The organism is Halopseudomonas pachastrellae (assembly GCF_900114765.1).
GTDB lineage: Bacteria > Pseudomonadota > Gammaproteobacteria > Pseudomonadales > Pseudomonadaceae > Halopseudomonas > Halopseudomonas pachastrellae.
In genome coordinates, this window is the sequence record NZ_FOUD01000004.1 from 74,959 (window position 1) to 96,759 (window position 21,801).

The following is a 21,801-nucleotide window of genomic DNA, read 5'->3' on the forward strand; positions in this document are numbered from 1 at the left end:
CGGAAAGCCTGTGGCCGCTATAATGCGGGCTCATTTCAGTCAGTCCAGGCCCCATGAACGACCTGCCCGTTTCTCAGATATTGCCCGAGCTTCAACAGACTTTCAGTGCGCAACACTCGGTGGTGCTGCAGGCCCCGCCCGGCGCCGGTAAAACCACCTTGGTGCCGCTGGCGTTGCTCGAGTGCGAATGGCTCGCTGGGCAAAAGATCATCATGCTTGAACCCCGCCGGCTGGCAGCCAGAGCCGCGGCTGAGCGGTTGGCCGAGCTGTTGGGTGAGCCGGTGGGGCAAACCGTCGGGTATCGCATCCGGCTGGAAAGCAAGGTCAGCGCGGCAACCCGCATCGAGGTGGTGACCGAGGGGATATTGCAGCGTCTGCTGCAGGATGACCCGGAGCTGCCGGGCGTTGGCGTGGTGATCTTCGATGAATTTCACGAGCGCAGCCTGGATGCGGATCTGGGGCTGGCGCTGTGCGTGCAGACCCAGCAGTACCTGCGTGATGATCCACCGCTGCGGCTGCTGGTGATGTCGGCGACGCTGGACGCTGACGGGGTCAGCAAGCTACTCGACGATACGCCGATCATCACCAGTCAGGGCCGCCAGTATCCGGTGGATATTCGTTATGGCGCCCCGGCAACGCTGGGCCGGTCGAATGACGCAGACGTGGTGCAAACCGTGCTGCGCGCGGTTGATGAAGAGGCGGGCAGCGTGCTGGTGTTTCTGCCAGGCATGGCGGAGATTCGGCGGGTGCTGGCGCGGTTGGAGGAGGCGTTGGGCGATCAGCCAAACGTGCTGCTCACGCCCTTGTATGGCGATCTCGATCTGGCCGCGCAGCGCCGCGCGATTGCGCCAGCGCCAGAGGGCAAGCGCAAAATTGTGCTGGCGACCGCGATTGCCGAGACCAGTTTGACCATCGAAGGCATTCGCGTGGTGGTAGATGCGGGCTTGTCGCGTGAGGCGGCCTTTAATCCGTTGTCCGGTATGAGCGCCCTGCAAACCCGCCGGGTTTCCCGCGCTGCGGCCGAGCAGCGGGCTGGCCGCGCCGGGCGACTGGAGCCGGGTGTTTGCTATCGACTGTGGTCAGCGCAGCAGCACGAGCAGTTGGCGGCGCAGCGCGACGCTGAAATGCTGCAGGCTGATCTGGCGCCGCTGGCACTGCAACTGGCCCAGTGGGGCGTGCAGCAGCCGGATGAACTGGTTTGGCTCGACCCGCCGCCAGCCGCTGCACTTGAGCAGGGCCGGGAGCTGCTGGAGCGCTTGGGCGCGTTGGTGCGCGACGGCGCCAACTGGCAGCTGACCGAGCATGGTCGCGTGTTGGCGGGCCTGCCGATGCACCCGCGGCTGGCGCACATGCTGGTCGAAGGGCAGCGCCTGGGTCTCGGCGAGTTGGCGGCGCGCATTGCTGCGGTGGTGGATGAGCGCGATTTGCTGCGCCGCGCCGACAACGCTGATCTCGGCAATCGGCTTGCGTTGTTTGATGATCCGCGCGGTGCGGATGTAGACCGCGTAGCGTTGCAGCCGGCCAAACGGCTGGTGGAGCAATGGAAGCGCTTGCTGAGCCGGCTGCCGTGCACCGACCCGGTCAGCGACCCGCAGAATGATGATTGGCATGGCGTGCTGCTGGCGCTGGCCTACCCGGATCGTATCGCCCAGCGCCGTGGCGCTGCGGGTTTGGACTACCGGTTGGCCAATGGCCGCTCTGCCGGCTTTGCTGATGTCGACCGCCTGCAGCAGTGCGAGTGGCTGGCCGTGGCGGCGTTGGGCGGGCAGGGTGGTCAGCGCCAGGCGCGCATATTCATGGCCGCCGAGCTTAACGTTGAGCGCTTGCTGGGAGTGGAGCCGAGCATGCTGGCGGCGCGGGATACTCTGGAGTGGGACAGCCGCAGCGAGACCCTGATGGCCGAAAGGCAAGAGCGGATCGGCGAGCTGGTCTGGCGGCGTAAAGCCTTGCCGAGCGTGGCGCCGGAGCAGCGTCAGCGTGCCCTCTGTGATGTGGTGCGACGTCAGGGCATCAATCTGCTGCCGTGGAAGCCGGAGCAGCGCCAATGGCAGGCGCGAGTCATGCTGTTGCGTGAGCTGGATCTTGCGCAAGGTGCTGATAGCCGCTGGCCTGACCTGTCGGACGGCGCCTTGCTCGCTACGCTGGACGACTGGCTGGCGCCGTATCTGGATAAGGTCAATCGGCTCGCGCATTTCGCCAATCTGGAGCTGGGCAACATCCTCGCCGGACTGCTGCCCTGGCCGCTGCCCAAAGAGCTGGACGAGCAGGCACCGACGCACTGGACGGTGCCGACCGGCTCGCGTATTCGCATCGACTACAGCGAGACGCCGCCAGTGCTCGCGGTGCGCCTGCAGGAAATGTTCGGCAGCGCCGATACGCCGCGTATCGCCGGGGGGCGGCAGGCGCTCAAACTGCATCTGCTGTCGCCGGCCCAGCGCCCGGTGCAGGTCACGCAAGACTTGGCCGGCTTTTGGCAAGGCAGTTATGCCGAGGTGAAAAAGGACATGAAGGGGCGTTATCCCAAGCACTATTGGCCGGATGATCCGCTGCAGGCTGAGCCCACCCGACGAGCCAAGCCGCGCGGTACCTGAGTGGCGCGTGGACTAAATGAGCACATCCCTTACAATGCGCCCCTTTGATCAGCGGAGAAGCCGATGGACAACACCAGCCAGATTCTTGAGCGCAGCGCCGAGCTGTTCAGCGGTCAACGCTTGCTGCTGGTCAACCCCGCGGCCGACGGCCTGACGCGCAGCCTGCCGGCTGACTGGACGCTGTGGAGCTGGGACTACGCGTCCAGCCGAGCGTTGGCTGGCGCGCTGCCGGAAGATCGCCTGGTGTTCTCGCATCTGTGTCCGCAGATCGATGAGCTGGATGCGGCCATTCTGGTCATGCCCAAGGCGATCGAGCGCGCAGAGTATGCGCTGGCGCAGATGCTGCCGTTGCTGGCGCAGGGCAAGGCAGTCTATCTGGTAGGCGAGAAGAAGGGCGGCATCACCCGCGCGGAGAAGCTGCTGGGGCGCTATGGCGCGCATCCGGAAAAGCTCGACTCGGCGCGTCATTGCCAGCTCTGGCGAGTGATCGTTGACCAGCCGGCAGCGCCGTTCGCGCTGGAAGACTGGCTGCAGCAGTATGAACTCAGTTTTGACGGCCAGCCGCTGCAACTGGTCAGCCTGCCCGGCGTGTTCAGTCACGGCCGACTGGACGAGGGCAGTGAGCTGCTGCTGGCCGAGCTGCGCGTGCTGCCTGAAGGGCGCGTGCTCGACTTTGGCTGTGGCTCCGGCGTGCTGTCGATTGTCATGGCGCGGCGTAACCCGGGCTGCCGCTTCGAGCTGGTGGATATCGATGCGCTGGCAATCTACTGCGCAGGGCAGTCACTGGCGCTCAACGGCCTCGAGGCAGAGGTTTACCCCTCGGATGGGCTGAGCGACGTGCACGGCCGTTTTGTGGCCGTGATCAGCAATCCGCCGTTCCACACCGGCATCCGCCAGGACACCAGCATTGCCGAGCGCTTCTTCAATCAGGTCACACGCAACCTGCTGCCGCGCGGCGAGTTGCGCATTGTGGCAAACGGCTTTTTGCGCTATCCGCCGCTGATTGAAGAGCACATTGGCCCGTGCCAGGTACTGCGCGAGAACAATCGCTTCAAGGTGTACTCGGCCGTTGCGCCGGGTTGATTGGCTGCTAGCAAGTCGTTATAGTTGCGCCCGTCTTAGGGGAGTAGCCTCCTTGCAAGCACCTGCTTGCATTGGCAAACGTCAACATAATTGATCCGCAGATCATGGCGTTTGCGACCCTCCACCGCCCAGTGCGGTATCGGGTTTGACGAGACCTTTGACACGCGACCACCAGCCGAGGGCGGGGGTAGTCGTGTGTCAATGGAATCTGATCCCGCCCTCCGTTGGAAAATCCGTGGAAGCTTTTTTCGTATCGAGCGGGATTGTTACGCTGGCCGAGATCGGCGACAAAACCCAACTGCTGGCGTTGCTGCTGGCTGCCCGTTTTCGCCGTCCGTGGCCCATTATCTGGGGCATTCTGGTTGCGACAGTGGTCAACCACGCGATGGCTGGTGCCATCGGACAGTTGGTTGCCGATTACCTCAATGAAACCTGGCAGCACGCGATCCTTGCCGTTTCCTTCCTGGCGGTTGCTGCCTGGACGCTGATTCCGGACAAGCTCGACGAAGACGAAGCGCCGCCAGTCGGGCGTTACGGCGCCTTCGTGGCAACCGTGATCGCCTTCTTCCTGGCTGAAATGGGTGACAAGACGCAGATTGCGACCGTGGTACTGGCGGCGCAGTTTGATGCTTACGTCAGGGTCGTGTTGGGGACAACGGTCGGCATGCTGTTGGCCAACGTGCCGGTGGTGATTCTGGGCAATGTGGCGGCCGAGCGCCTGCCGCTGCCGCTGATCCGACGTATTACCGCTTTTGCCTTCCTGGTGCTGGGCCTGTACTCCGCCTGGATGCTGTTTCAGCCGATGCTGACGACGGATGGCTGACTCAGTTGCCGTTGACGATGCGGTTGCGCCCCTGCTGCTTGGCTTGATACAGGTTGCGATCCACGGCGTCGAGAAAGACTCGTGGATCGTCCTGTTGGCTGGGTATCAGGGTACCAATGCCCATGCTCAGGGTCAGAATCTGGCCGGCGGGGGAGTTGGCGTGGGCAATCTGCTCCTTGAACAGCAGCGCTCGGCAGCGCTCGGCTACCCGTTCGGCTGCCTTGGCGTCGGTCTCCGGCAATACCAGAATGAACTCCTCGCCGCCGTAGCGGGCAAAAAAGTCCCGGGCCCGTGCTGCGGCCCCGCTGAGCACCTTGGCTACGCGCTTGAGGCAGTCATCGCCGGCAATGTGGCCGTAGTGGTCGTTGTACTGCTTGAAGAAGTCGATATCCAGCAGGATCACTGACAGGGGTTGGCCGTTGCGGCGTGCATTGGTCCATTCCAGTTGCAGAATGGAGTCGAACATGCGGCGGTTCGCGACGCCGGTCAGACCGTCCTTGAACGACAGCTCTTCGAGCTCTCGTTGCAGTGCTTTGAGTTTCTCTTCGGTTTTCTTGCGCTCACTGATGTCGAACATGAAACCGATCAGTGCTTCTACCTCGCCGTTCTCGTCCCGCGCTACATGCACCACATCGCGAATCCAGACGTAATCCCCGTCGGCAGTCAGGGCGCGGTAGTCCGCCTCGTGGTCGGTGCCGGACTGTGACTGGGATACGCAGAAGTTGACCACCCACTCGCGGTCTTCCGGGTGCATGCGTGTGGCCCAGTCATCCACGCTCAGCCAGCTGTCCTGGCGCCAGCCCAGCAGGTGCTCGATTTGCGGACCGATATAGGTGAAAGCCATGGTCTTCCAGTCGATCTTCCACGGAATGGCCTTGGTCGATTCGAGCAGGGTTTTGTAGACCGCGCTGTCCTGAGCAATTTCGGTGGCGATGTCGGTCATGGTCGCATCTCTTCTGGCAAAGGTTGTCAATCGGTCACTGGTAACAGGTAGCAGGCTTCATGCCAAGTGGCCATTATGGCCTTTTACTGTGGCGGTTGTGTGTCCGCGAGGCTGTGTATTGCCCGTTGATACAGCGCCATCAGCTGCTCCGGCTGGTCATAGACGATGCGCTCGCCTGCACTTAGCTCCCGGCGCATCAGCCGGAGCATCTGCTCCAGAGTGGGCTGCGCAAAATGGCTCGCTGCTTCACTGGTAACCTCCGCCAGGCGTCCGGCGATGACGGCCGAGTCACTGACAACCGGGCAGATACGGTAGCGATAGGTGCCGCCAATGGCCTCGGGCATCAGGTCCATGAAGCGGTCCGGTCGCTGGCGGAAAAAGCTCAGCGGCAAGCGATAGGTGTTGTGGCCGAGAATGGGCAGGTCATCCGGCACCGCCTCTTCTTCGTCCAGCACCTGCAGGCCGGTGGCCGGCGGCAGCAGTTGATCAAGTTGATAGGTTTGGGCCATGCGCGGGTTGCCAACGCGGACCAGGTTGGCGATCAGCTCGCCGAGAGAGGCGTGGCCGTTGATGGCCGCGCGCTTGGGCAGGCCACCCCAGGCGCCGTCAGCACCGTTGAGTAACGCCTCCAGTACCGAGGCGTTCTCGAAACCGCCGCCAGCGTGCATGTGCACCAGCAGCTTGAGGGGGCTAGGCAAGCGGCTGCGTGCAACGGCGACACAGGCGCCAACCCGTTCGCCAACCGGGTTTGCGCGCAGTGACAGATCGATGAACAACTGCTTGATGTTGCGCAGTTGATCACTCTTGTCCTGGGCGCCGGCGAGTATGGCGTGGGCGTTGGCCAGGGTATCAGTAGCTGTGGGCATCAGCTGAGCCTTCCGTGGTGGTGATATCAACTACTCTGTTTAGCACCAAGCCCGGCAGGCCGCTAGCGAGTTAGTGCGACCAAAGAACACTGCAGGTTGTCATCTGGCTGTGTTACCTATGACCTGGATCAGCACGTTTACCCATTCCAAAACCCATAATCTGTGCTGCCGATGCAAGGATGTCTGCCATGAATTCAGTTGTCACCCGCCTGTCCCGCCGCCTGCTGCTGCCGTTGATGTTTGGCTGGAGCAGCTTCGCTTTTGCTGCCGACCCCATAGCCCTTGGTATGAACTTGCCGCGAACCGGCCAGTACGCCCAGGAGGGGCTGATGCAGATGCGCGGTGCGCTGCTGGCCGTGGAGGAAATCAATCAAGCCGGTGGCGTGCTGGGGCGCCCGCTGGAGCTGCTGGAGCGCGATTCGGCCTCGAACCCTGAGCGTGCGCAGCGCAACGTGGATGAGCTGGCGGGTGAAGGGGCGCGGATGCTGTTTGGTGGTGCCTCCAGCGCGGTTGCCATCGCTGCCGGGCAGCGCGCCCGCGAGCGTGGCCTGTTGTACTTTGGCACCCTTACCTATTCCAACGACACGACCGGCGCGGCCGGTCATCGCTATATGTTCCGCGAGAGCTACAACGCTTGGATGGCGGCGCGGGTATTGTCCGCCCAGCTGCAGGAGCAGTTTGCCGGCAAGCGTTATTACTATGTGACCGCCGATTACACCTGGGGCCACAGCACCGAGCAGTCGATGCGCCACTTTACCGACACGGCGTCCGCCGAGGCCCATGGCGCGACCCTGGTACCTTTCCCCAACGCGTCGCTGCGTGAGCTGCGCGAGGCGTTGCAAAAAGCCAAGGACGCGGAGCCGGAAGTGCTGGTGCTGGTGCTGTTTGGTGAGCAGATGGTCAAGGCCATGGGCATCGCCCGGCAGCTCGGCTTTGAGAACGTGCAGATCGTGGTGCCCAATCTGACGCTGAGTATGGTGGAGCAGGCAGGCCCGGCGGTTATGGCCGGGGTTATGGGGGCAGTGCCCTGGGCCTGGAACGTGCCGCAGCAGTTTGGCTATGCCCGTGGCGAGGCCTTTGTTAGTGACTTTGCCGCACGCTATGAAACCTATCCTTCCAGCTCTGCTGCCTCGGCGTACAGCATCGTCTATCAGTGGGCGGATGCGGTCACTCGTGTTGGCTCGCTGGACAGCGAGGCGCTGATTCGCGCGCTGGAAGGGCACAGCTATGAGCTGCTGAAAGACACGCAGACCTGGCGAGCCTTTGATCACCAGAACCTGCAAACGGTCTACGCCGTGCGCATCAAGCCACGCGCCGAGGTGATGGCAGACCCGCTGCGTCAGGACTATTTCGAGATTCTGGGCTCGCTGCCCGGCGAGCAGGCCGCGCAGACACTGGAGCAGTGGCAGGAGGTGCGCCGCGCGGCCGGTCAGCCGCTGCGGTTGCAGTAAAGCGTGCTTGGCTGCTGACGGCGCCTAGAAACCCTGCGCCGCCAGCAGTGTGGCGATCTGCTCAAGGGCGGGGATGTCCTGCACGTCGGTCTCCAGCCAGGGAAGCTGTGGGCGCGGTAGCGCTGCGAAGGAGGCCTCGATCTGTTGCAGGTACTGCGCCTCCTGATCGCGGCGGCGCTGCAAGAAGGCGCCATCGGCGTCGGCCGGAATAACCCGGTTGACCAGGGTGGCGACCACCGGAATACCCGCCTCACCCAGCGCCTGTACCGCGCGCTCGGTCTCCAGAATCGGTAGCTTCTCCGGCGTCAGCACGAACATGAAGCCGCTCTGGGCCGGATCTTCCAGCTGGCGGCGGGCCTGATGAAACAGGCGGCGCCGGGTGCGCAGGGTATCGGCAATATCCCGGCTGCGGCGGTCCAGGCCACTGAGCTGATCCTCGTTTGGATCGGCCAGCGGGTTAGCCACGTCACGCCCGCTGCGCGGGGTCAGGTGTTGCAGTACCTTGCTCAGCTCGGCTGACTTGCGGTTGTGGCTGAGCAGTCCGTCGGTCCAGGCGGCCATCGCTTCGGGCAGTGTAAGCAGCCGCAGGGTGTGGCCGGTGGGCGCCGTATCAAAGATGATCAGGTCGTAATCGTCCGGCGGCGCCGTTACCAGCCGCGCGATGCGCTCCAGCAGTGCCGCCTCCTGGGTGCCGGGCGAGTGCCGGGTCAATTGCATCTGACGCGTCAGTTCCTGCAGCATCTCTGGTGCGGCCAGTTTGCGCATCTGGTCGATGACGCGGGCCAGGTGAGCGTCCACCTCGGCATCGGGGTCAATCTCCATGGCATCGAGGTTGGGCAGCAGGCGGCGCGGGCTGTCATCGAGCGCTCGGGCAAAGACATCGCCCAGGCTGTGGGCCGGGTCGGTGGACACCACCAGGCAGCGTTTGCCGCGCTGGGCGGCAAGCACGGCGAGGGCGGCTGATACGCTGGTTTTGCCCACGCCGCCCTTGCCGCCGACCCAGATCAGGCGGCGCTCAAGCAGGTTGGATAGATCGGTGGAAATAACGGTTCTCCCGTTTTAGCAGCAACGAAAATGGTCGAGCGGCGAGTGCTCCATGCCCATGCGTCGGTGCCAGTCGTGGAAGCGCTCAAGCAGCAGCGGTTGCAGCTCCAGCGTGTAGTAGGCCGCCGGATTGGGCACGCCCATCATTTCGCCGAACACCAGCAGCATGAACAGGTCATCGTGGTCCCGGCGACTGCGGGCAATGGCGCCGCGATAGCGCGCGCTGTAGCTCTCTTCGAGAAAGAAGCGAGCCTGGCTCAGCCAGGCCCGCCAGTTGTCGCTGCGCTTAGTCGGCATCGGGCTGTTCCGCTGCGGCCAGCGCCCGGTGGCGTTTTAGCGCCGCCGCGCACTCCAGCGCCACCAGAATCGCCGCTACCAGTACGACTATATCCAGCCCCAGCAGGAAGTAGTTTTCCTGTGCATAGAAGGTCTTGAGCTGCAGCACCAGGGCCAGCACGGTCATCAGCAGCAGGAAGCACAGCGGCAGCAGGGTGTACCACATGGGGCGGCGCATGTGCACCAGCATGACGGTGATCACCAGGAGCGTCAGGCCAGCCAGCAACTGGTTGGTGGTGCCAAACAGCGGCCAGATAATCATGCCGCCGGAGCCGTCTGCACCGCCGGCACCAAAGGCCAGCAGCAGGCAGGTGCCGATGGCCAGCAGCGTGGCTGGCAGCGGCTTTTTCATCCAGGGCTGGTTATAGATCTCGCCCCATTCCTGGAAGATGTAACGCTGCAGGCGCAGACCGGTGTCCATGGTGGTGCCGGCGAACAGCGCAGCCATGACGGTCAGCAGCGTTGCTGCTGTAACCTGTGGCAGACCGAGGCCGTTGTGGATCACGTAAGCGCCGCCCTCAACGAAAGCTGTGACACCGCCCTGACCGAAGGCCGAGTACATGGCCTTCCAGTCTGCCAGGCTGGCAAAGCCGGCGCAGGCGACCAGAATCGCTGCCAGTGACAGGCAGCCTTCGCCGATGGCGCCGAAGTAACCAACAAAGCGGGCGTCGGTTTCCTTGTTCAGCTGCTTGGAGGTGGTGCCGGAGGCGACCAGCCCGTGGAAGCCGGAAATGGCCCCGCAGGCAATGGTGACGAACAGCAGTGGCAACAGCGACGGCGTGCCGGCCGGCACATCATTGTTGATCATCGGGGCTACCAGCACCGGGTTGAGCAGCGCGATGGCGCCATAGAGGATCAGCAGACCAACAAACAGCTGCAGGCCGTTGATGTAGTCACGCGGCTGAAGCAGCATCCACACCGGCAGGACCGAGGCGATGCCGGCATACAGGAACAGCAGCAGAATCCACACCGCGTTGCCGGACATGCCGGCCACCTCGGCGGGCATCTGAATCGGCACGCTGGGGCCAGCCCAGATCAGCGCATACAGCGCGACCACGCCGATCACCGAGACCACCGGCAGGCTGACGATGCGGCGATAGATCAACTGGCCGACGATCAGGGCCACGACGATGGCGCCCCACACCGGCAGCACCGCAGTAGGGAAGTTCATCATCAGCTTGGCGATCACTACGGCGAATACCGCGTTGACCATCAGCAGCACCAGGAAGATGACGATCATGAAAATGCTGCGCGCGCGCTTGCCGACCACGTCGCCGGTCAGCGAGCCGACCGATTTCGCCTTGTTGCGCACGCTGGCCCAGATGGCGCCCATGTCGTGCACGCCAGCGAAGAAGATGGTGCCCATCACAACCCAGAGAAAGGCCGGCAGCCAGCCCCAGATAACGGCAATGGCCGGACCGACGATAGGCGCGGCGCCGGCAACCGAGGTGAAATGGTGGCCCCAGAGAACAAAGCGGTTGGTCGGGACGAAGTCGATGCCATCTTCGAATTCGTGCGCCGGAGTGCGAAAGTCCGGGTCAAGGCGGTAAATACGCTGGGCGATAAAGCGTGAGTAGATGAGGTACCCGAGGGACATCATTACCAGCCCGATCAGCAGAAGGATCGCTGCGCTCATGGGGTGGGGCTCCTGTGCGGTTGGGTCTTGTTTTAAGGGCGTGCCTTTGTCTCAGGCAAGCCACCCACCACTATAGTTCAGCGCGGCGGCAGTGGGTCTACGACTAATGTCTAGAAGCCACAGGCCGCAACCAACCATCAAACCGCCCCCGAGTTTGCGCGCGGCGGGCTGATTCAGTGGTCTGGACAGTCGGCTGCCGAGCACCGCGTATAAACCCTTGACCAGCAACAGCGCGGCTGCAGTGGTATCCAGTACCTGCAGACACAGCAGCGGTGACAGTGGGGCGCTGATAAATAGTGGGAAGAAGCTGGCATAAAACACCAATGCCTTGATATCGCCCAGGGTCAGCATCAGACCGGCCAGCAGGCTTGTGTGCAGGCTGCCGGTGACGGCGGGTGTTGAGCGTGCTGCTGGTCGGCTGCGCCAGAGCGTCCAGCCAAACCAGATCAGGGCGTCGCCGGCATCGGCTGGCAGGTCTGTGTCGCAGCACTCGCAGTTGGGGCGTAGTTGCAGCATGGCAGATTCCGGTTTTGGAGTTATTCGCTGTTTTAGCAGCGGCTGATGCGCTGTGAAAGCCGGCTGGCAAGGGTGTACGCTGAGCACTGACTTTTGACTGATGCGAGCAAGCCCATGCAAAGCCTGACCATTGATATCGTTTCCGACATTGCCTGCCCCTGGTGCGCCATCGGCTACGCCCGCCTGGAACGGGCGTTGACCACGCTCAAAGGTGAGATTGAGGGGCAGGTTGAGTGGCATGCCTTTGAACTCAACCCGGATCCGAACCAGCAGCCCATGCCCATCGTCGAGGCACTGTCGCGTAAGTACGGCCGCAGCGAAGCTGAAATGCGGGCGGCGCAGGACAACATGATCCGTATCGCCACCGATCTGGGGCTGAACTTTGCCCACATGCAGGAACGCAGCACCGCCAACACCTTTGATGGGCATCGGCTGGTCAAATGGGCGGCCGAGTATGGCCGACAGACGGCGATGAAGCAGGCATTGTTTGATGCCTACTTTGGCGAGGCAAAAAACGTCAGCGATAAAGACGTATTGCTGGAGGCGGTGCGCGCGGCAGGGCTGGATGCGGCAGAGGCCGAGCAGGTGCTGGACAGCGACCGCTTTGCCGACATCGTGCGCGCCGATGAGGCCAAGTGGCAGCAAGCCGGTATCTCGTCTGTGCCGGCCTTTGTGATCAATGGCCGATATTTGATCTCGGGTGCGCAGGAGCCGGACTATCTGGTGCAGGCGTTGCGCGAGATTGCCCGGCAGGACGCCGAGGGCGCCTCCGCCTGATGTTGTGATGCGGGGGAGCAGACCGACAGCCTGATGTGCTGACGGTCTGCAGGCTAGCGTCTTAGAGGTTGCTCTTGATCATGGTGCACTGCTGAACGCCGGCGCGGCCTTGTTGTTCGCTGACAACCTGCAGCTTGGAACCACCGGAGACCAGGCCCATTTTTACTTCCTGCCAGACAAAGTAGTTACGATTGGCTTCGGTGTTGAGCAACAGCGACGAGGCGCCATTTTGTGAGCTGATGGTGTGCTGACCCGGTTCGAGCTGGAAGCGAACTAATGCCTCTGCCGATGATATTCCGCTAGCGCTATTTTTCAGTCAGATTGCAATCAGGTTGCAATCTGAGGTTGGCATGCTCGGTGGATACTGGTGCCAATGAGAACAGGAGATACGCTGGCATGGATTCATCCCGGACCGGGGCTGCTGGGCAGCCAGTGGCGCAGGCATCGCTGCGTCAGGCGCTGCTGTTCTGGCTGAAACTGGGCTTTATCAGCTTTGGCGGCCCGGCCGGGCAGATTGCCCTGATGCACGAGGAACTGGTGACCCGGCGGCGCTGGCTGTCGGAGCGCCGTTTTCTGCATGCACTGAACTACTGCATGCTGCTGCCGGGCCCCGAAGCGCAGCAGTTGGCGACCTATCTGGGCTGGTTACTACACCGCACCTGGGGTGGTGTGGCCGCCGGGCTGTTGTTCATCGTGCCCTCGCTCCTGCTGTTGATACTGCTGGCCTGGGCGTACCTGGTGTTTGGTCAGGTACCCTTGGTTGCCGGGCTTTTCTACGCCATCAAGCCTGCGGTGGTGGTTGTGGTGTTTCAGGCGGCCTGGCGCATCGGCGGTCGGGTGCTGCGCAATCGCTGGTTATGGGCGATTGCGGCGTTGGCCTTTGCCGCCATCTTTTTCCTGCGTGTGCCATTTCCACTGATTGTGCTGGGTGCGGCGCTGGCCGGCGCGCTGGGTGCGCTCTGGTGCCCGGCAGCCTTCTCCAATGACAGCAGCGAGACCGTTGCTGCAGCGGCCGCGCCGGCGCTGATCGACGACAATACCCCGACACCCGAGCACGCCCGTTTCAGCCGGTTGCGTCTGGCCCGTCTGATATTGCTGGGTGCTGTGCTCTGGTGTTTGCCGATGCTGGTGCTGACGGCCGCTGTTGGCTGGGACGGTACCCTGACGCAGATGGCCTGGTTTTTTACCAAGGCGGCGCTGCTGACTTTTGGTGGAGCCTACGCAGTGCTGCCCTATGTGTACCAGGGCGCGGTGGTGCAGTTTGGCTGGTTGTCACCACTGCAGATGATCGATGGTCTGGCGTTGGGCGAGAGTACGCCGGGCCCGCTGATCATGGTGGTGGCTTTTGTTGCCTTTGTCGGCGGCTATCTGGGGCAGGTGTTGGGGCCGGATCAGCTGTTGGCCGGCGGCGTGCTCGCGGCGCTGCTGGTCTGCTGGTTTACCTTTCTGCCGTCGTTTCTGTTTGTGCTGGGAGGTGCGCCGCTGATTGAGGCCACCCGCGGCGAGCTGGGCTTCAGTGCGCCGCTGACGGCGGTCAGCGCTGCCGTGGTAGGGGTGATCCTGAACCTGGCGCTGTTCTTTGCCTGGCATGTCTTCATGCCTCAGGGGCATGGCCCTGACTGGCTGGCGCTGGGTCTTGCCGCAGTCGCTGCGGTGCTGGTGTTCTGGCGCGGCTGGACGGCGTTGCAGACGCTGCTGCTGTGCGGTGCAGCAGGTCTGCTGTTGGGCTGGGCCGGCTGGCTGCCGTAAATCGACGCCAGCGCAGCTGTGCCCCGTTTTGCCTCTCAGGCGGCGCTGGCGGCGGCCGGACCGCCAAGGCGGTTCATCAGGGTGCGCAGCAGCACGCCATACAGTGGTAGGAACAGCAGCATGCTGATCACCAGTTTGATCACGTAGTCGACGGTGGCAATCTCGACCCAGTGCTCGGCCATGAACGGGTTGCTGCTGTGCCAGAAGGCGACCGAGAAGAAGGCAAAGGTGTCGGCCAGGTTGCCGAGCACGGTCGACAGGCTCGGCGCGATCCACCAGGCCTTGATGCGACGCAGGCGGTCGAACACCTGAATATCCAGCAACTGGCCGATCACGTAGGCGACAAAGCTGGCTAGCGAGATGCGCAGCACAAAGTCGTTGAACGACAGCAGTGCGTCGATGCCGCGATAGCTGCCTTCCTGAAACACCACCGACACCACGTAGGACGCGACCAGAGCAGGCAGCATAACGCGTGCGATAACGCGGCGAGCAGCCTGTTTGCCGAGCAGGCGCACGGTCAGGTCGGTAGCCAGGAAGATGAACGGAAAGCTGAAGGCGCCCCAGGTGGTGTGGTAGCCGAACAGGGTGATCGGCAGCTGCACCAGGTAGTTGCTGGCGATGATGATAAGGATGTGAAAACTGATCAGCAGTGCAAGCGCGCGTCGCTGCATGCCGGACGGTAGTGCGGTCATGGTCTGTCCTTTTTACGATTCGAGCCTGTTGGCCCGCCGTTTTGTCAAATGGGGTGAGGGAACCCATATCGTTCGGGGTCGAACGGCGCGCAATTGTACTGGTTTTGCGGCGATTGACTAGCGTCTTTGCGGCTTTCCGACCGGCGGAGCTGCTGCCGCGCCGGTCGGAAGCTGCTTATTTGGCGGCTTCGTACAGCGGCTGCACTTGAGGCGCTGCTGCCTGCAATGCCTGGATGCGGCCGGCAGAGGAGGGGTGGGTGCTCATGAACGCTGGCGGCTCGCCCTGGGAGGCGGCCTGCATTTTCTGCCAGAGGCTGACAGCGGCCTGGGGGTTGTAGCCGGCGCGGGCAGCCAGTTCCAGACCGATGAGGTCGGCTTCGCTTTCGTTGGAGCGGCTGTTGGGCAGGGTCAGGCCGTACTGCACTGCCATTTGAGCGGCCTGGTTACCAGCCTCACCCAGCCCGAACAGGGCGCCCGCCAACTGCGTGCCCATCTGGGTAACGTAGGCGCGAGAGATGGCTTCGCGACCGTGTTCGCGCAGGGCATGGGCAATTTCATGCCCCATGATCTGGGCGATTTCATCGTCGCTGAGCTCCAGCCGATCGATGATGCCGGAGTAGAACAGGATCTTGCCGCCGGGCGCGCAGCTGGCGTTCAGCTGGTCGTCCTTGATCAGGTTGACTTCCCAGTCCCAGCTGCTGGCATCAGCACGGAAATTCGGGACTTCCTTAATCAGCTCGGCGGCGATGGTGTTGAGGCGACGCACGGTGGCTGCGTTGGTATTGAGCAGGCCCTGCTTTTTGGCTTCTGCCAGGGTCTCCTGATAGGCCTCGTCTGCCATCTGGTTGACCTCTTCGGCTGACAGTCCGCCCATCATGTACTGGGTGCGGTTGACGCCAACATTACCGCCTTGGGTGGTCTGAACGCTCTGGCAGCCGACCAGCAGAACGAGGGGCAGGCAGAGGATAAAACGCAGTCGCATGGCAGATACTTCCTTGATGTCTGGTGAAATGGAAAAGGGGCGTGGGCAGCCCGACTATGATTACGACCGGTCGCTGGTGGCGTCGTGCAATACCGCCCCGGACGCGGGCCCTGATCGTGCCGCAAGGGTAACAGAGGCGGGCCGGCTGGTGACAAGCCAGCTGTGTTACCTGTGTCACGTTCAGGGCCTGCCCAGGGCTCTGCATGCCGGCTTGGCGCCGTTACGGCAGAGCTCTGGGCAGGCCCCCGGGTGGTTCTTTGCAAGGCGCGCCGCTAGTCGGCGGCATCCTGAATGCCGTCACCCACCGCCTGAACGTCTTCGCCGACGCCGGCAACCGTGTTGCAGCCAGTCAGCCCTGCGGCACCAAACAGCGTAAACAGCAAAATCACCAGTGCTTGCTTCATGATCTATGCTCCTGACAGAAGTTGGATGTGCTGGAATATTCCAGCCTTAGCTGCTGCCTGACAGGCGCAGCGTAAAGGTTGGGACAGCGAAATTGCGGCAAAGTATGCGCATGACTGCAGTTTTTTTACTGCTGGCCGATATACCCGATGAAGCGGTATCGTTCGACGCCCTGCAGCCCCCGAGTAGAGGTAATCCATGAAATTCAGGTCCATTCAGCTCTCCATCGCCGTACTGGCCGGTGCCTGTCTGTTTATTGCCGTTGGCGTGATGACGCTCTATTCGGTCTACTCGGCGCAGCGCAGTCAGCAGCACGTGCAGGAAAGTTCACGGGTGCTGATCGATGAGCTGGTTAAGGATCGGGTTCAGGCGATTGCCTCTGGCGAGCAGGCGCGCATTCGTCGCCATCTCGAGTATCCGCTGACGGTGGCTTCGCAGTTGGCGCAGCTCAACTCCATGCTGGGCCAGATTCAGGGTGATGGCATGCCGGCGCTGATGATGGGGCGTGAAGAAATGACCCGCGTCATCCGCATGACGCTGGAGCAGAATCCGACCCTGTGGGATGCCTACGTGGGCTGGGAGCCCAACTCCCTGGATAACCTCGACAGTTTTTTTGAAGGTATCGAAACCGACGGCTATAACGGCACTGGCCGCTACATGCCGTTGTGGTTCAGAAACGAGAACGGTGAGCTGTCGCTCGAAGCCTTGGGCGATCTCGAGGACGAGACCATCCTCGATAATGGCGTCAGAACCGGCGAATACTATCTTTGCCCGCGTGAAACCCTGCGCCCCTGCGTGATTGACCCTTCACCTTACGAGGTTGGCGGCAAGACCGTTCTGCTCTCGTCGTTCACCGTGCCGATCATCAGCGATGGTGAGTTCATGGGGGTTGCGGGTGCCGACCTTTCCATGGATTTTTTGCAGAACATGCTGCATGCAAGTGACGAGGACTTGTACGGCGGCGCCGGTGAGCAGGCGCTGGTCAGCTCGACCGGGCGTCTGGTTGCCTACACCGGAGAGGGCGCCAAGCCGGGCGATCAGGCCGCTACCGTGCTGGACAAACAGGAGCTTGAGAGTATCGCCCGGCTGGGCAGCGAGCCGCTGTTTGAGCTGGATCACGAAGGTACTGATCACATGCAGCTGATCATGCCGATCACCCTGGACGGTACTGATGTACGCTGGGCGCTGGTCATCAAACTGCCGCTGGACGTGGTCATGGCGGAGTTCAACCAGTTGGATAGCGACCTCACCGATATGCGTGTTCAGGACTCGCTGCTGCTGGCGGGGATCGGCTTGCTGGTGGCGGTGGCCGGTCTGATTGTGATGGTGCTGCTGGGCTACAGCCTGGCCAAGCCGGCCCGTCAGTTGGTGGCAATGCTGGATGATATCGCCAAGGGTGAAGGGGATCTGACCAAGCGTCTGGCGGCTGATCGAGCGGATGAGCTGGGCGATATTGCCCGTGGCTTCAATGCCTTCCTGGACAAATTGCAGGGCATGATTCGCGAGGTGGTTGGTTCGGTGCAGCAGGTGACCGATGCCTCCGAGCATACGGCGGATATCGCCATGCGCACCAACGACGGAGTGCAGCGTCAGCTCAGCGAGATTGATCTGGTTGCCACCGCTGTGACCGAAATGACCGCTACCGCTCAGGACGTGGCGCGCAACGCCTCCCAGGCTGCCAGTGCCGCGCACAATGCGGACGGCTCTGCCAGCCACGGGCGCGAAGTGGTCAGAGCGACCTCCGAAACCATCCAGAGCCTGTCGCAGGACATCCAGCGTGCGGTGGACAGCGTTGAGGCGCTGGCGCGTAACAGCGAAAACATCACCGGTATCCTCGACACCATTCGCGGCATTGCCGAGCAGACCAACCTGCTGGCTCTAAACGCTGCCATTGAGGCGGCCCGTGCTGGTGAACAAGGCCGCGGTTTTGCCGTGGTGGCAGATGAAGTACGCAACCTGGCGCAGAAGACCCAGAGCTCGACTGAAGAGATTCAGCACATGATTGAGCAGTTGCAAAACGGCACCCGCGAGACCGTGAAAGTGATGGAGCAGAGCCGTGCGCGTACCGATCAGAGTGTGTTGCAGGCAGAAGAGGCCGATGCGGCGCTGACCTCGATCACCCAGGCGGTGTCGGTGATTAATGACATGAACAACCAGATCGCCAGTGCGGCCGAGGAGCAAAGCGCAGTGGCCGAAGACATCAATCGCAATGTGACCACCATCGATACGGTGGCCAAGGCGGTAGCCAAGGGCGCGGATGAAGCCTCTCAGGCCAGTGGCTCACTGACCAAGCTGGCCGAGCACCAGCGCCGGTTGATCAATCAGTTCAAGGTCTGAGCAGCGCCGCTCGGGTTGCAGCAATGCGGCCCGACGGTGGCCGGGTTGCTGACCGCCGGGTTGACCGGGTAGGTCATTTCGATACGCCCCTCGGCGTTCAACAGCAGCGGCTGCAGAGCGCTGACCGCGGTACGCTCGGCCAGCCAGATTGCCTGCTCGCCGCTGTTCAGCGCTGCCGGCATACGATCACCAAGGCGGCTGGCCAGCCCCTTGGCGGGCACCGTGATCAAGGCGCAGCTGTCCCAGAATTGGCCGTCATCAAGCTGGTAGCGCTCCCACAGCCCCGCCAGTGCCAGGCCACCTTCCTTTCTGCGCAGGTACCAGGGTTGCTTGCGCGCTCCCTGTTGCAGCCAGAGAAAATAACCATCAACCGGGATCAGGCAGCGCCGCTGGGCGAAGGCCTGACGGAACATCGGCTTTTCGTGCAGGTATTCGGCGCGGGCGGAAAAGCTGGCGCGGCTGAGGTCGGTGAGCCAGCTCGGGGTAAGGTTCCACAGCGCCTGTACACACTCTACCTGCCCGGCCTGCTTGCGCAGGATCAGCAGCGGTTTGCCCGGGGCCAGGTTCCAGTTGGGTTTCCAGTCGGCGGGCAGGTTGTTGTGTGGGGGGCTGAATTGGGCAAGTCGGCCGCTCACGGTTGCTGCTCCGCACTGGCCTGCCAGCTGTCATCGTCGTCAACCGGGGTAGCGCTGAGGTACAGCTGAATCAGTTGTTCGCTGCGTGCCTGATCTTCATCCTGCACCCACAGGCCCAGCAGGTCATGCACCGGCAAGTCGCCGATCGCGCCTTGCAGATAGCGCCCGCTGACATGGCTGGGGATATGATGATCGGCAAGCATTGCGCACAGCAGGTCGGCTTCGGCCAGGTCGGCCGGGCGGTAGACGCGCTGCATCAGTCCTGTTCCCGACGCAGGTCGATATGGACTTCTTCGCTGTGCTCATCAATCCACAGGCTGACCAGAATCGGCTGGCAGCAGATCTCGCAATCCTCGGTATAGGACTGGCTGCCGCCGCTCAGGTCGAGCAGCAGGGTGATGGGCTCGCCGCAGTGTGGGCAAGTGAGGTTGGCTTCTTCCAGTGCCTGCACTGGGCGTACTCCGTACGGCGGGTGTGACACAAAGTGTAGCGGTATCGTCAATCTGGCGAAACCACGGTCAGCGACGCATAATGCGCGGCTGATGATAAGACTCAGAGGGTGACATGAGCGAGTTCGAGGGCATTCGCCCCTACAACGATGCCGAAGTGCCGGCGGTGCTGCAGCGACTGCTGGCCGATCAGGAGTTGATGCGCATGCTGGCGGCCTATCGGCTGCCAAAGCTGAATCGGCTGCTGCCGGGGCTCAGTCGCCGAGTGGTCCAGGCGGCATTGCGCCGGGAGGCGCGTGGTGTGACCACGGTTGAGGACTTGCAGCACCGGCTGGAGCCCTATCTCGACCGTTTGATCGAGCGCAGTACGCTGGAGGTTACCTACAGCGGGCTGGACCAGCTCAGCGCCACGCAGCCCCACCTGTTTATCGCCAACCACCGCGATATCGTGATGGACCCGGCCTTCGTCAACTACGCGCTCTATCACGCCGGCCATCCGACGCCGCGCATTGCCATTGGCGACAATCTGCTGCAGCGGCCCTTTGTCAGCGACCTGATGCGCCTGAACAAGAGCTTCATCGTGCACCGTTCACTGACCGGGCGGCGCGAAAAGCTGCAGGCCTATCAGAATCTGTCTGCCTATATCAGCCACTCGATTGCCGGCGGCGAGTCGGTCTGGATTGCCCAGGCCGAGGGTCGTGCCAAGGATGGTCTGGATGAGACCGACTCGGCGATCATCAAGATGTTCTGCATGAGCCGCAAGAGCGAGCCCTTTGACCAGGTTATCGCGTCGTTGAACATGGTGCCGGTGTCGATTTCCTACGAATGGGACCCGTGCGACGGCATGAAGGCACGCGAGCTGGAGCAGCGTGCCCGGACCGGCAGCTATGTGAAGGAACCCGGAGAGGATGATCGCTCCATCGCCATGGGGCTGACCGGCTACAAGGGGCGGGTGCACGTGGCCTTTGGTACGCCGTTGCCTGCCGGGATGGCGGATGCCCGCGCCGTGGTGGCCGAAGTGGATCATCAGGTACTGGGCAACTATCGCCTGTATCCGTCCAATTACCTTGCCTTTGAGCAAGAAGAGGAAGCCTTGCCTGCGGCGTTGGCTGATTGGCGAGAGGGCTTCTCTGCACTGGAGCTGGCGCAGGAACAGCAGCGCTTCAGCGCGCGCCTTGACGCGTTACCCGAGGCGCTGCGTCCGTACTGGCTGCTGCAGTATGCCAATCCGGTGCGTAGCCGCCTGCGGGTAATGGGAGAGGGCTGAGGGTCAAAGCTGGGTGCTGGTCAGCGACAACAGCGTGGCCAGGCCCAGGCACACGGCGCCTACACTGTAGAACAGGCGGTTGATGCGCTGATCGCGGTTGAGGCTCAGCTCGCTCTCACTGGGCGGCAGTGTCGCCAGGCGCTGACGGCCCAGGCTGCTGCGCACTTGGGTGGCAATCCACAACCAGCTGCCATTGACGGCAAAGAACAGGGCAAGGCCGTTGAGGACCAGTGCCGGGTTTTCCAGGTAATAAAGCCAGGCTGCCTGTAATGGGAACACGGCAGTACCTCCGGTGTCTCGGACTCGGGCAACCAGCTGTTTGTTATTGTGGTTTTACAGGTTACGACGGAGCACAAAAAGGGGATGACATGGCGCGCTATTTTGAGAGCGCCGGTTCATAAGCGCGGCTGATGTTATGCCAGGGCGCGATTGATTTCGACCCGGATTGATCACTTTCCGATCAATGGTTGTCCAAGTGCAGCGTGTTAGTGTTTTTCGACGACAACGCCATTGTGAGCGTCGGCGGGTCGTTATCAGCGAGGTGGTTAATGATGAAAAAGCAGGCTTTTGCAGCAGTGGTACTGGGGGCGCTTCTGGCGCTGGGTGGGTGTGCATCGTCGCTGACCGGCGATGTCTACAGCCGCGAGGATGCCAGAGCGCCGCAGACGGTGCGTCAGGGTACTGTCGAGTCCGTTCGTCTGGTCCAGATTGAAGGCACCAAGACGGTAATCGGTCCGGCTGCGGGTGCGGCAATCGGTGGTGTGGCTGGTAGCACTGTTGGTGGTGGACGCGGCAGTACTATCGCTGCGATTGTCGGTGCGCTGGCCGGCGGCGTTGCCGGCGCCGCGGCGGAAGAGGGCATTACCCGCACCCAGGGTGTGGAAATTACTGTCAATGAAGATGGCGGCTATACTCGGGCCTACGTGCAGGAAGCTGTGGATGGGGTGAACTTTGCACCCGGTGACCGTGTGCGCATCATGACGGTCAACGGCAACTCTCGGGTCGTCAAGTAGTCGATCACGCAGCCAGCACAGGCAGCGTTGCTGCTGCCTGTGTTGCGCTGGTTACGCATTTTGTAACGGATTCAGCGGCTTGCGTTGATCGTCTGGCAGGGCTTGCCTCTATAATGACCTGCGCTTCCTGACCTGAAGGTCCCGGCAACACGCCATACATCCGGCGTTGCCCCTGCTGGAACGGAGGCCGCAATGGCCATATAAGGAGT

The 21,801-nt window shown here is 62.4% G+C and carries 23 protein-coding genes, 1 pseudogene and 1 riboswitch; of the genes and pseudogenes, 9 read left to right on the plus strand and 15 right to left on the minus strand.

The genetic code is table 11. The features are described from left to right. Positions 1 to 53 precede the first annotated feature (53 nt). The 3 genes from hrpB to BM116_RS04170 all read left to right on the plus strand — a co-directional run bounded on the left by hrpB (position 54) and on the right by BM116_RS04170 (position 4,497). Positions 54 to 2,591, plus strand: coding sequence for an ATP-dependent helicase HrpB (hrpB, locus tag BM116_RS04160; protein ID WP_083723637.1), 2,538 nt, complete (start codon positions 54 to 56; stop codon positions 2,589 to 2,591). 63 nt (positions 2,592 to 2,654) lie between these two features. Next, positions 2,655 to 3,674, plus strand: a complete 1,020-nt coding sequence (locus BM116_RS04165; protein ID WP_083723635.1) for a methyltransferase — start codon at positions 2,655 to 2,657, stop codon at positions 3,672 to 3,674. Between the two features lie 26 nt (positions 3,675 to 3,700). Next, a riboswitch (yybP-ykoY riboswitch) is annotated at positions 3,701 to 3,821 on the plus strand. Positions 3,822 to 3,909: 88 nt separating this feature from the next. Then, the gene (locus tag BM116_RS04170) at positions 3,910 to 4,497 is read left to right on the plus strand and encodes a TMEM165/GDT1 family protein (RefSeq protein WP_083723633.1); all 588 of its coding nucleotides are present in this window, start codon (positions 3,910 to 3,912) and stop codon (positions 4,495 to 4,497) included. Between the two features lies 1 nt (position 4,498). Here BM116_RS04170 and BM116_RS04175 read toward each other — a convergent pair whose 3' ends face one another. After that, positions 4,499 to 5,440, minus strand: coding sequence for a GGDEF domain-containing protein (locus BM116_RS04175; RefSeq protein ID WP_083723631.1), 942 nt, complete (start codon positions 5,438 to 5,440; stop codon positions 4,499 to 4,501). A gap of 83 nt (positions 5,441 to 5,523) precedes the next feature. Continuing rightward, the gene (locus BM116_RS04180; RefSeq protein WP_211276232.1) at positions 5,524 to 6,306 is read right to left on the minus strand and encodes a beta/alpha barrel domain-containing protein; all 783 of its coding nucleotides are present in this window, start codon (positions 6,304 to 6,306) and stop codon (positions 5,524 to 5,526) included. A gap of 209 nt (positions 6,307 to 6,515) precedes the next feature. Here BM116_RS04180 and BM116_RS04185 point away from each other — a divergent pair, with 209 nt between their 5' ends. After that, positions 6,516 to 7,757, plus strand: a complete 1,242-nt coding sequence (locus BM116_RS04185; RefSeq protein WP_211276234.1) for an ABC transporter substrate-binding protein — start codon at positions 6,516 to 6,518, stop codon at positions 7,755 to 7,757. A gap of 24 nt (positions 7,758 to 7,781) precedes the next feature. On the opposite strand, the gene BM116_RS04190 is transcribed toward BM116_RS04185, so the two are convergent. The 5 genes and pseudogenes from BM116_RS04190 to BM116_RS19095 form a co-directional block, all read right to left on the minus strand. Beyond that, complete coding sequence (locus BM116_RS04190; RefSeq protein ID WP_175494028.1) at positions 7,782 to 8,801, minus strand: ArsA family ATPase; 1,020 nt, start codon at positions 8,799 to 8,801, stop codon at positions 7,782 to 7,784. 15 nt (positions 8,802 to 8,816) lie between these two features. Then, complete coding sequence (locus tag BM116_RS04195; protein ID WP_083723625.1) at positions 8,817 to 9,098, minus strand: cory-CC-star protein; 282 nt, start codon at positions 9,096 to 9,098, stop codon at positions 8,817 to 8,819. Next, positions 9,088 to 10,773, minus strand: a complete 1,686-nt coding sequence (locus BM116_RS04200; RefSeq protein WP_083723623.1) for a carbon starvation CstA family protein — start codon at positions 10,771 to 10,773, stop codon at positions 9,088 to 9,090. Before BM116_RS04200 ends, BM116_RS04195 begins: the two co-directional genes overlap by 11 nt. A 51-nt stretch (positions 10,774 to 10,824) precedes the next feature. Further along, complete coding sequence (locus BM116_RS04205; RefSeq protein WP_235846700.1) at positions 10,825 to 11,223, minus strand: LysE family translocator; 399 nt, start codon at positions 11,221 to 11,223, stop codon at positions 10,825 to 10,827. Beyond that, positions 11,218 to 11,289: pseudogene (locus BM116_RS19095) on the minus strand (DUF1272 domain-containing protein); the annotation flags it as partial. The pseudogene BM116_RS19095 and the gene BM116_RS04205, both read right to left, overlap by 6 nt. Before the next feature lie 114 nt (positions 11,290 to 11,403). Between BM116_RS19095 and BM116_RS04210 the strand changes: the two are divergent. Then, on the plus strand, positions 11,404 to 12,066 hold the full coding sequence (locus BM116_RS04210) for a DsbA family oxidoreductase (RefSeq protein ID WP_083723618.1): 663 nt from the start codon (positions 11,404 to 11,406) through the stop codon (positions 12,064 to 12,066). Positions 12,067 to 12,127: 61 nt separating this feature from the next. On the opposite strand, the gene BM116_RS18795 is transcribed toward BM116_RS04210, so the two are convergent. After that, on the minus strand, positions 12,128 to 12,277 hold the full coding sequence (locus BM116_RS18795; RefSeq protein WP_169847216.1) for a hypothetical protein: 150 nt from the start codon (positions 12,275 to 12,277) through the stop codon (positions 12,128 to 12,130). 185 nt (positions 12,278 to 12,462) lie between these two features. Here BM116_RS18795 and chrA point away from each other — a divergent pair, with 185 nt between their 5' ends. Continuing rightward, complete coding sequence (gene chrA / locus BM116_RS04215) at positions 12,463 to 13,815, plus strand: chromate efflux transporter (RefSeq protein WP_083723616.1); 1,353 nt, start codon at positions 12,463 to 12,465, stop codon at positions 13,813 to 13,815. Between the two features lie 35 nt (positions 13,816 to 13,850). Here chrA and BM116_RS04220 read toward each other — a convergent pair whose 3' ends face one another. The 3 genes from BM116_RS04220 to BM116_RS04230 form a co-directional block, all read right to left on the minus strand. Continuing rightward, the gene (locus BM116_RS04220) at positions 13,851 to 14,507 is read right to left on the minus strand and encodes a 7-cyano-7-deazaguanine/7-aminomethyl-7-deazaguanine transporter (RefSeq protein ID WP_083723614.1); all 657 of its coding nucleotides are present in this window, start codon (positions 14,505 to 14,507) and stop codon (positions 13,851 to 13,853) included. Between the two features lie 175 nt (positions 14,508 to 14,682). Next, positions 14,683 to 15,489: a M48 family metallopeptidase gene (locus BM116_RS04225; protein WP_083723612.1), complete on the minus strand. Its 807-nt coding sequence runs from the start codon at positions 15,487 to 15,489 to the stop codon at positions 14,683 to 14,685. Between the two features lie 272 nt (positions 15,490 to 15,761). After that, a complete protein-coding gene (locus BM116_RS04230) occupies positions 15,762 to 15,893 on the minus strand; it encodes an entericidin A/B family lipoprotein (protein WP_083723610.1) in 132 nt (43 codons plus the stop codon). Positions 15,894 to 16,089: 196 nt separating this feature from the next. On the opposite strand from BM116_RS04230, the gene BM116_RS04235 reads away from it, so the two are divergent. Beyond that, positions 16,090 to 18,228 (plus strand): methyl-accepting chemotaxis protein, encoded by a 2,139-nt coding sequence (locus tag BM116_RS04235; protein ID WP_083723608.1) that lies wholly within the window; start codon positions 16,090 to 16,092, stop codon positions 18,226 to 18,228. Here BM116_RS04235 and BM116_RS04240 read toward each other — a convergent pair. From BM116_RS04240 to BM116_RS04250, 3 genes are read right to left on the minus strand one after another with little or no spacing between them, the layout of a single operon-like run. Next, the gene (locus tag BM116_RS04240; RefSeq protein WP_169847215.1) at positions 18,213 to 18,863 is read right to left on the minus strand and encodes an SOS response-associated peptidase; all 651 of its coding nucleotides are present in this window, start codon (positions 18,861 to 18,863) and stop codon (positions 18,213 to 18,215) included. The genes BM116_RS04235 and BM116_RS04240 overlap by 16 nt on opposite strands. Then, positions 18,860 to 19,120 carry a putative signal transducing protein gene (locus tag BM116_RS04245; protein ID WP_083723603.1) on the minus strand — a complete coding sequence of 87 codons (261 nt, stop codon included), beginning with the start codon at positions 19,118 to 19,120 and terminating at the stop codon, positions 18,860 to 18,862. The genes BM116_RS04240 and BM116_RS04245 overlap by 4 nt, the downstream gene beginning before the upstream one ends. Next, the gene (locus BM116_RS04250) at positions 19,120 to 19,314 is read right to left on the minus strand and encodes a CPXCG motif-containing cysteine-rich protein (RefSeq protein WP_083723601.1); all 195 of its coding nucleotides are present in this window, start codon (positions 19,312 to 19,314) and stop codon (positions 19,120 to 19,122) included. The genes BM116_RS04245 and BM116_RS04250 overlap by 1 nt, the downstream gene beginning before the upstream one ends. Before the next feature lie 113 nt (positions 19,315 to 19,427). Between BM116_RS04250 and BM116_RS04255 the strand changes: the two genes are divergently transcribed. After that, the gene (locus tag BM116_RS04255) at positions 19,428 to 20,579 is read left to right on the plus strand and encodes a 1-acyl-sn-glycerol-3-phosphate acyltransferase (protein WP_083723599.1); all 1,152 of its coding nucleotides are present in this window, start codon (positions 19,428 to 19,430) and stop codon (positions 20,577 to 20,579) included. Positions 20,580 to 20,582: 3 nt separating this feature from the next. Here BM116_RS04255 and BM116_RS04260 read toward each other — a convergent pair whose 3' ends face one another. Further along, on the minus strand, positions 20,583 to 20,858 hold the full coding sequence (locus BM116_RS04260; protein ID WP_083723597.1) for a hypothetical protein: 276 nt from the start codon (positions 20,856 to 20,858) through the stop codon (positions 20,583 to 20,585). Between the two features lie 272 nt (positions 20,859 to 21,130). Between BM116_RS04260 and BM116_RS04265 the strand changes: the two genes are divergently transcribed. Continuing rightward, on the plus strand, positions 21,131 to 21,592 hold the full coding sequence (locus tag BM116_RS04265; RefSeq protein WP_083723595.1) for an outer membrane lipoprotein: 462 nt from the start codon (positions 21,131 to 21,133) through the stop codon (positions 21,590 to 21,592). The last annotated feature ends 209 nt before the right edge of the window (positions 21,593 to 21,801 follow it).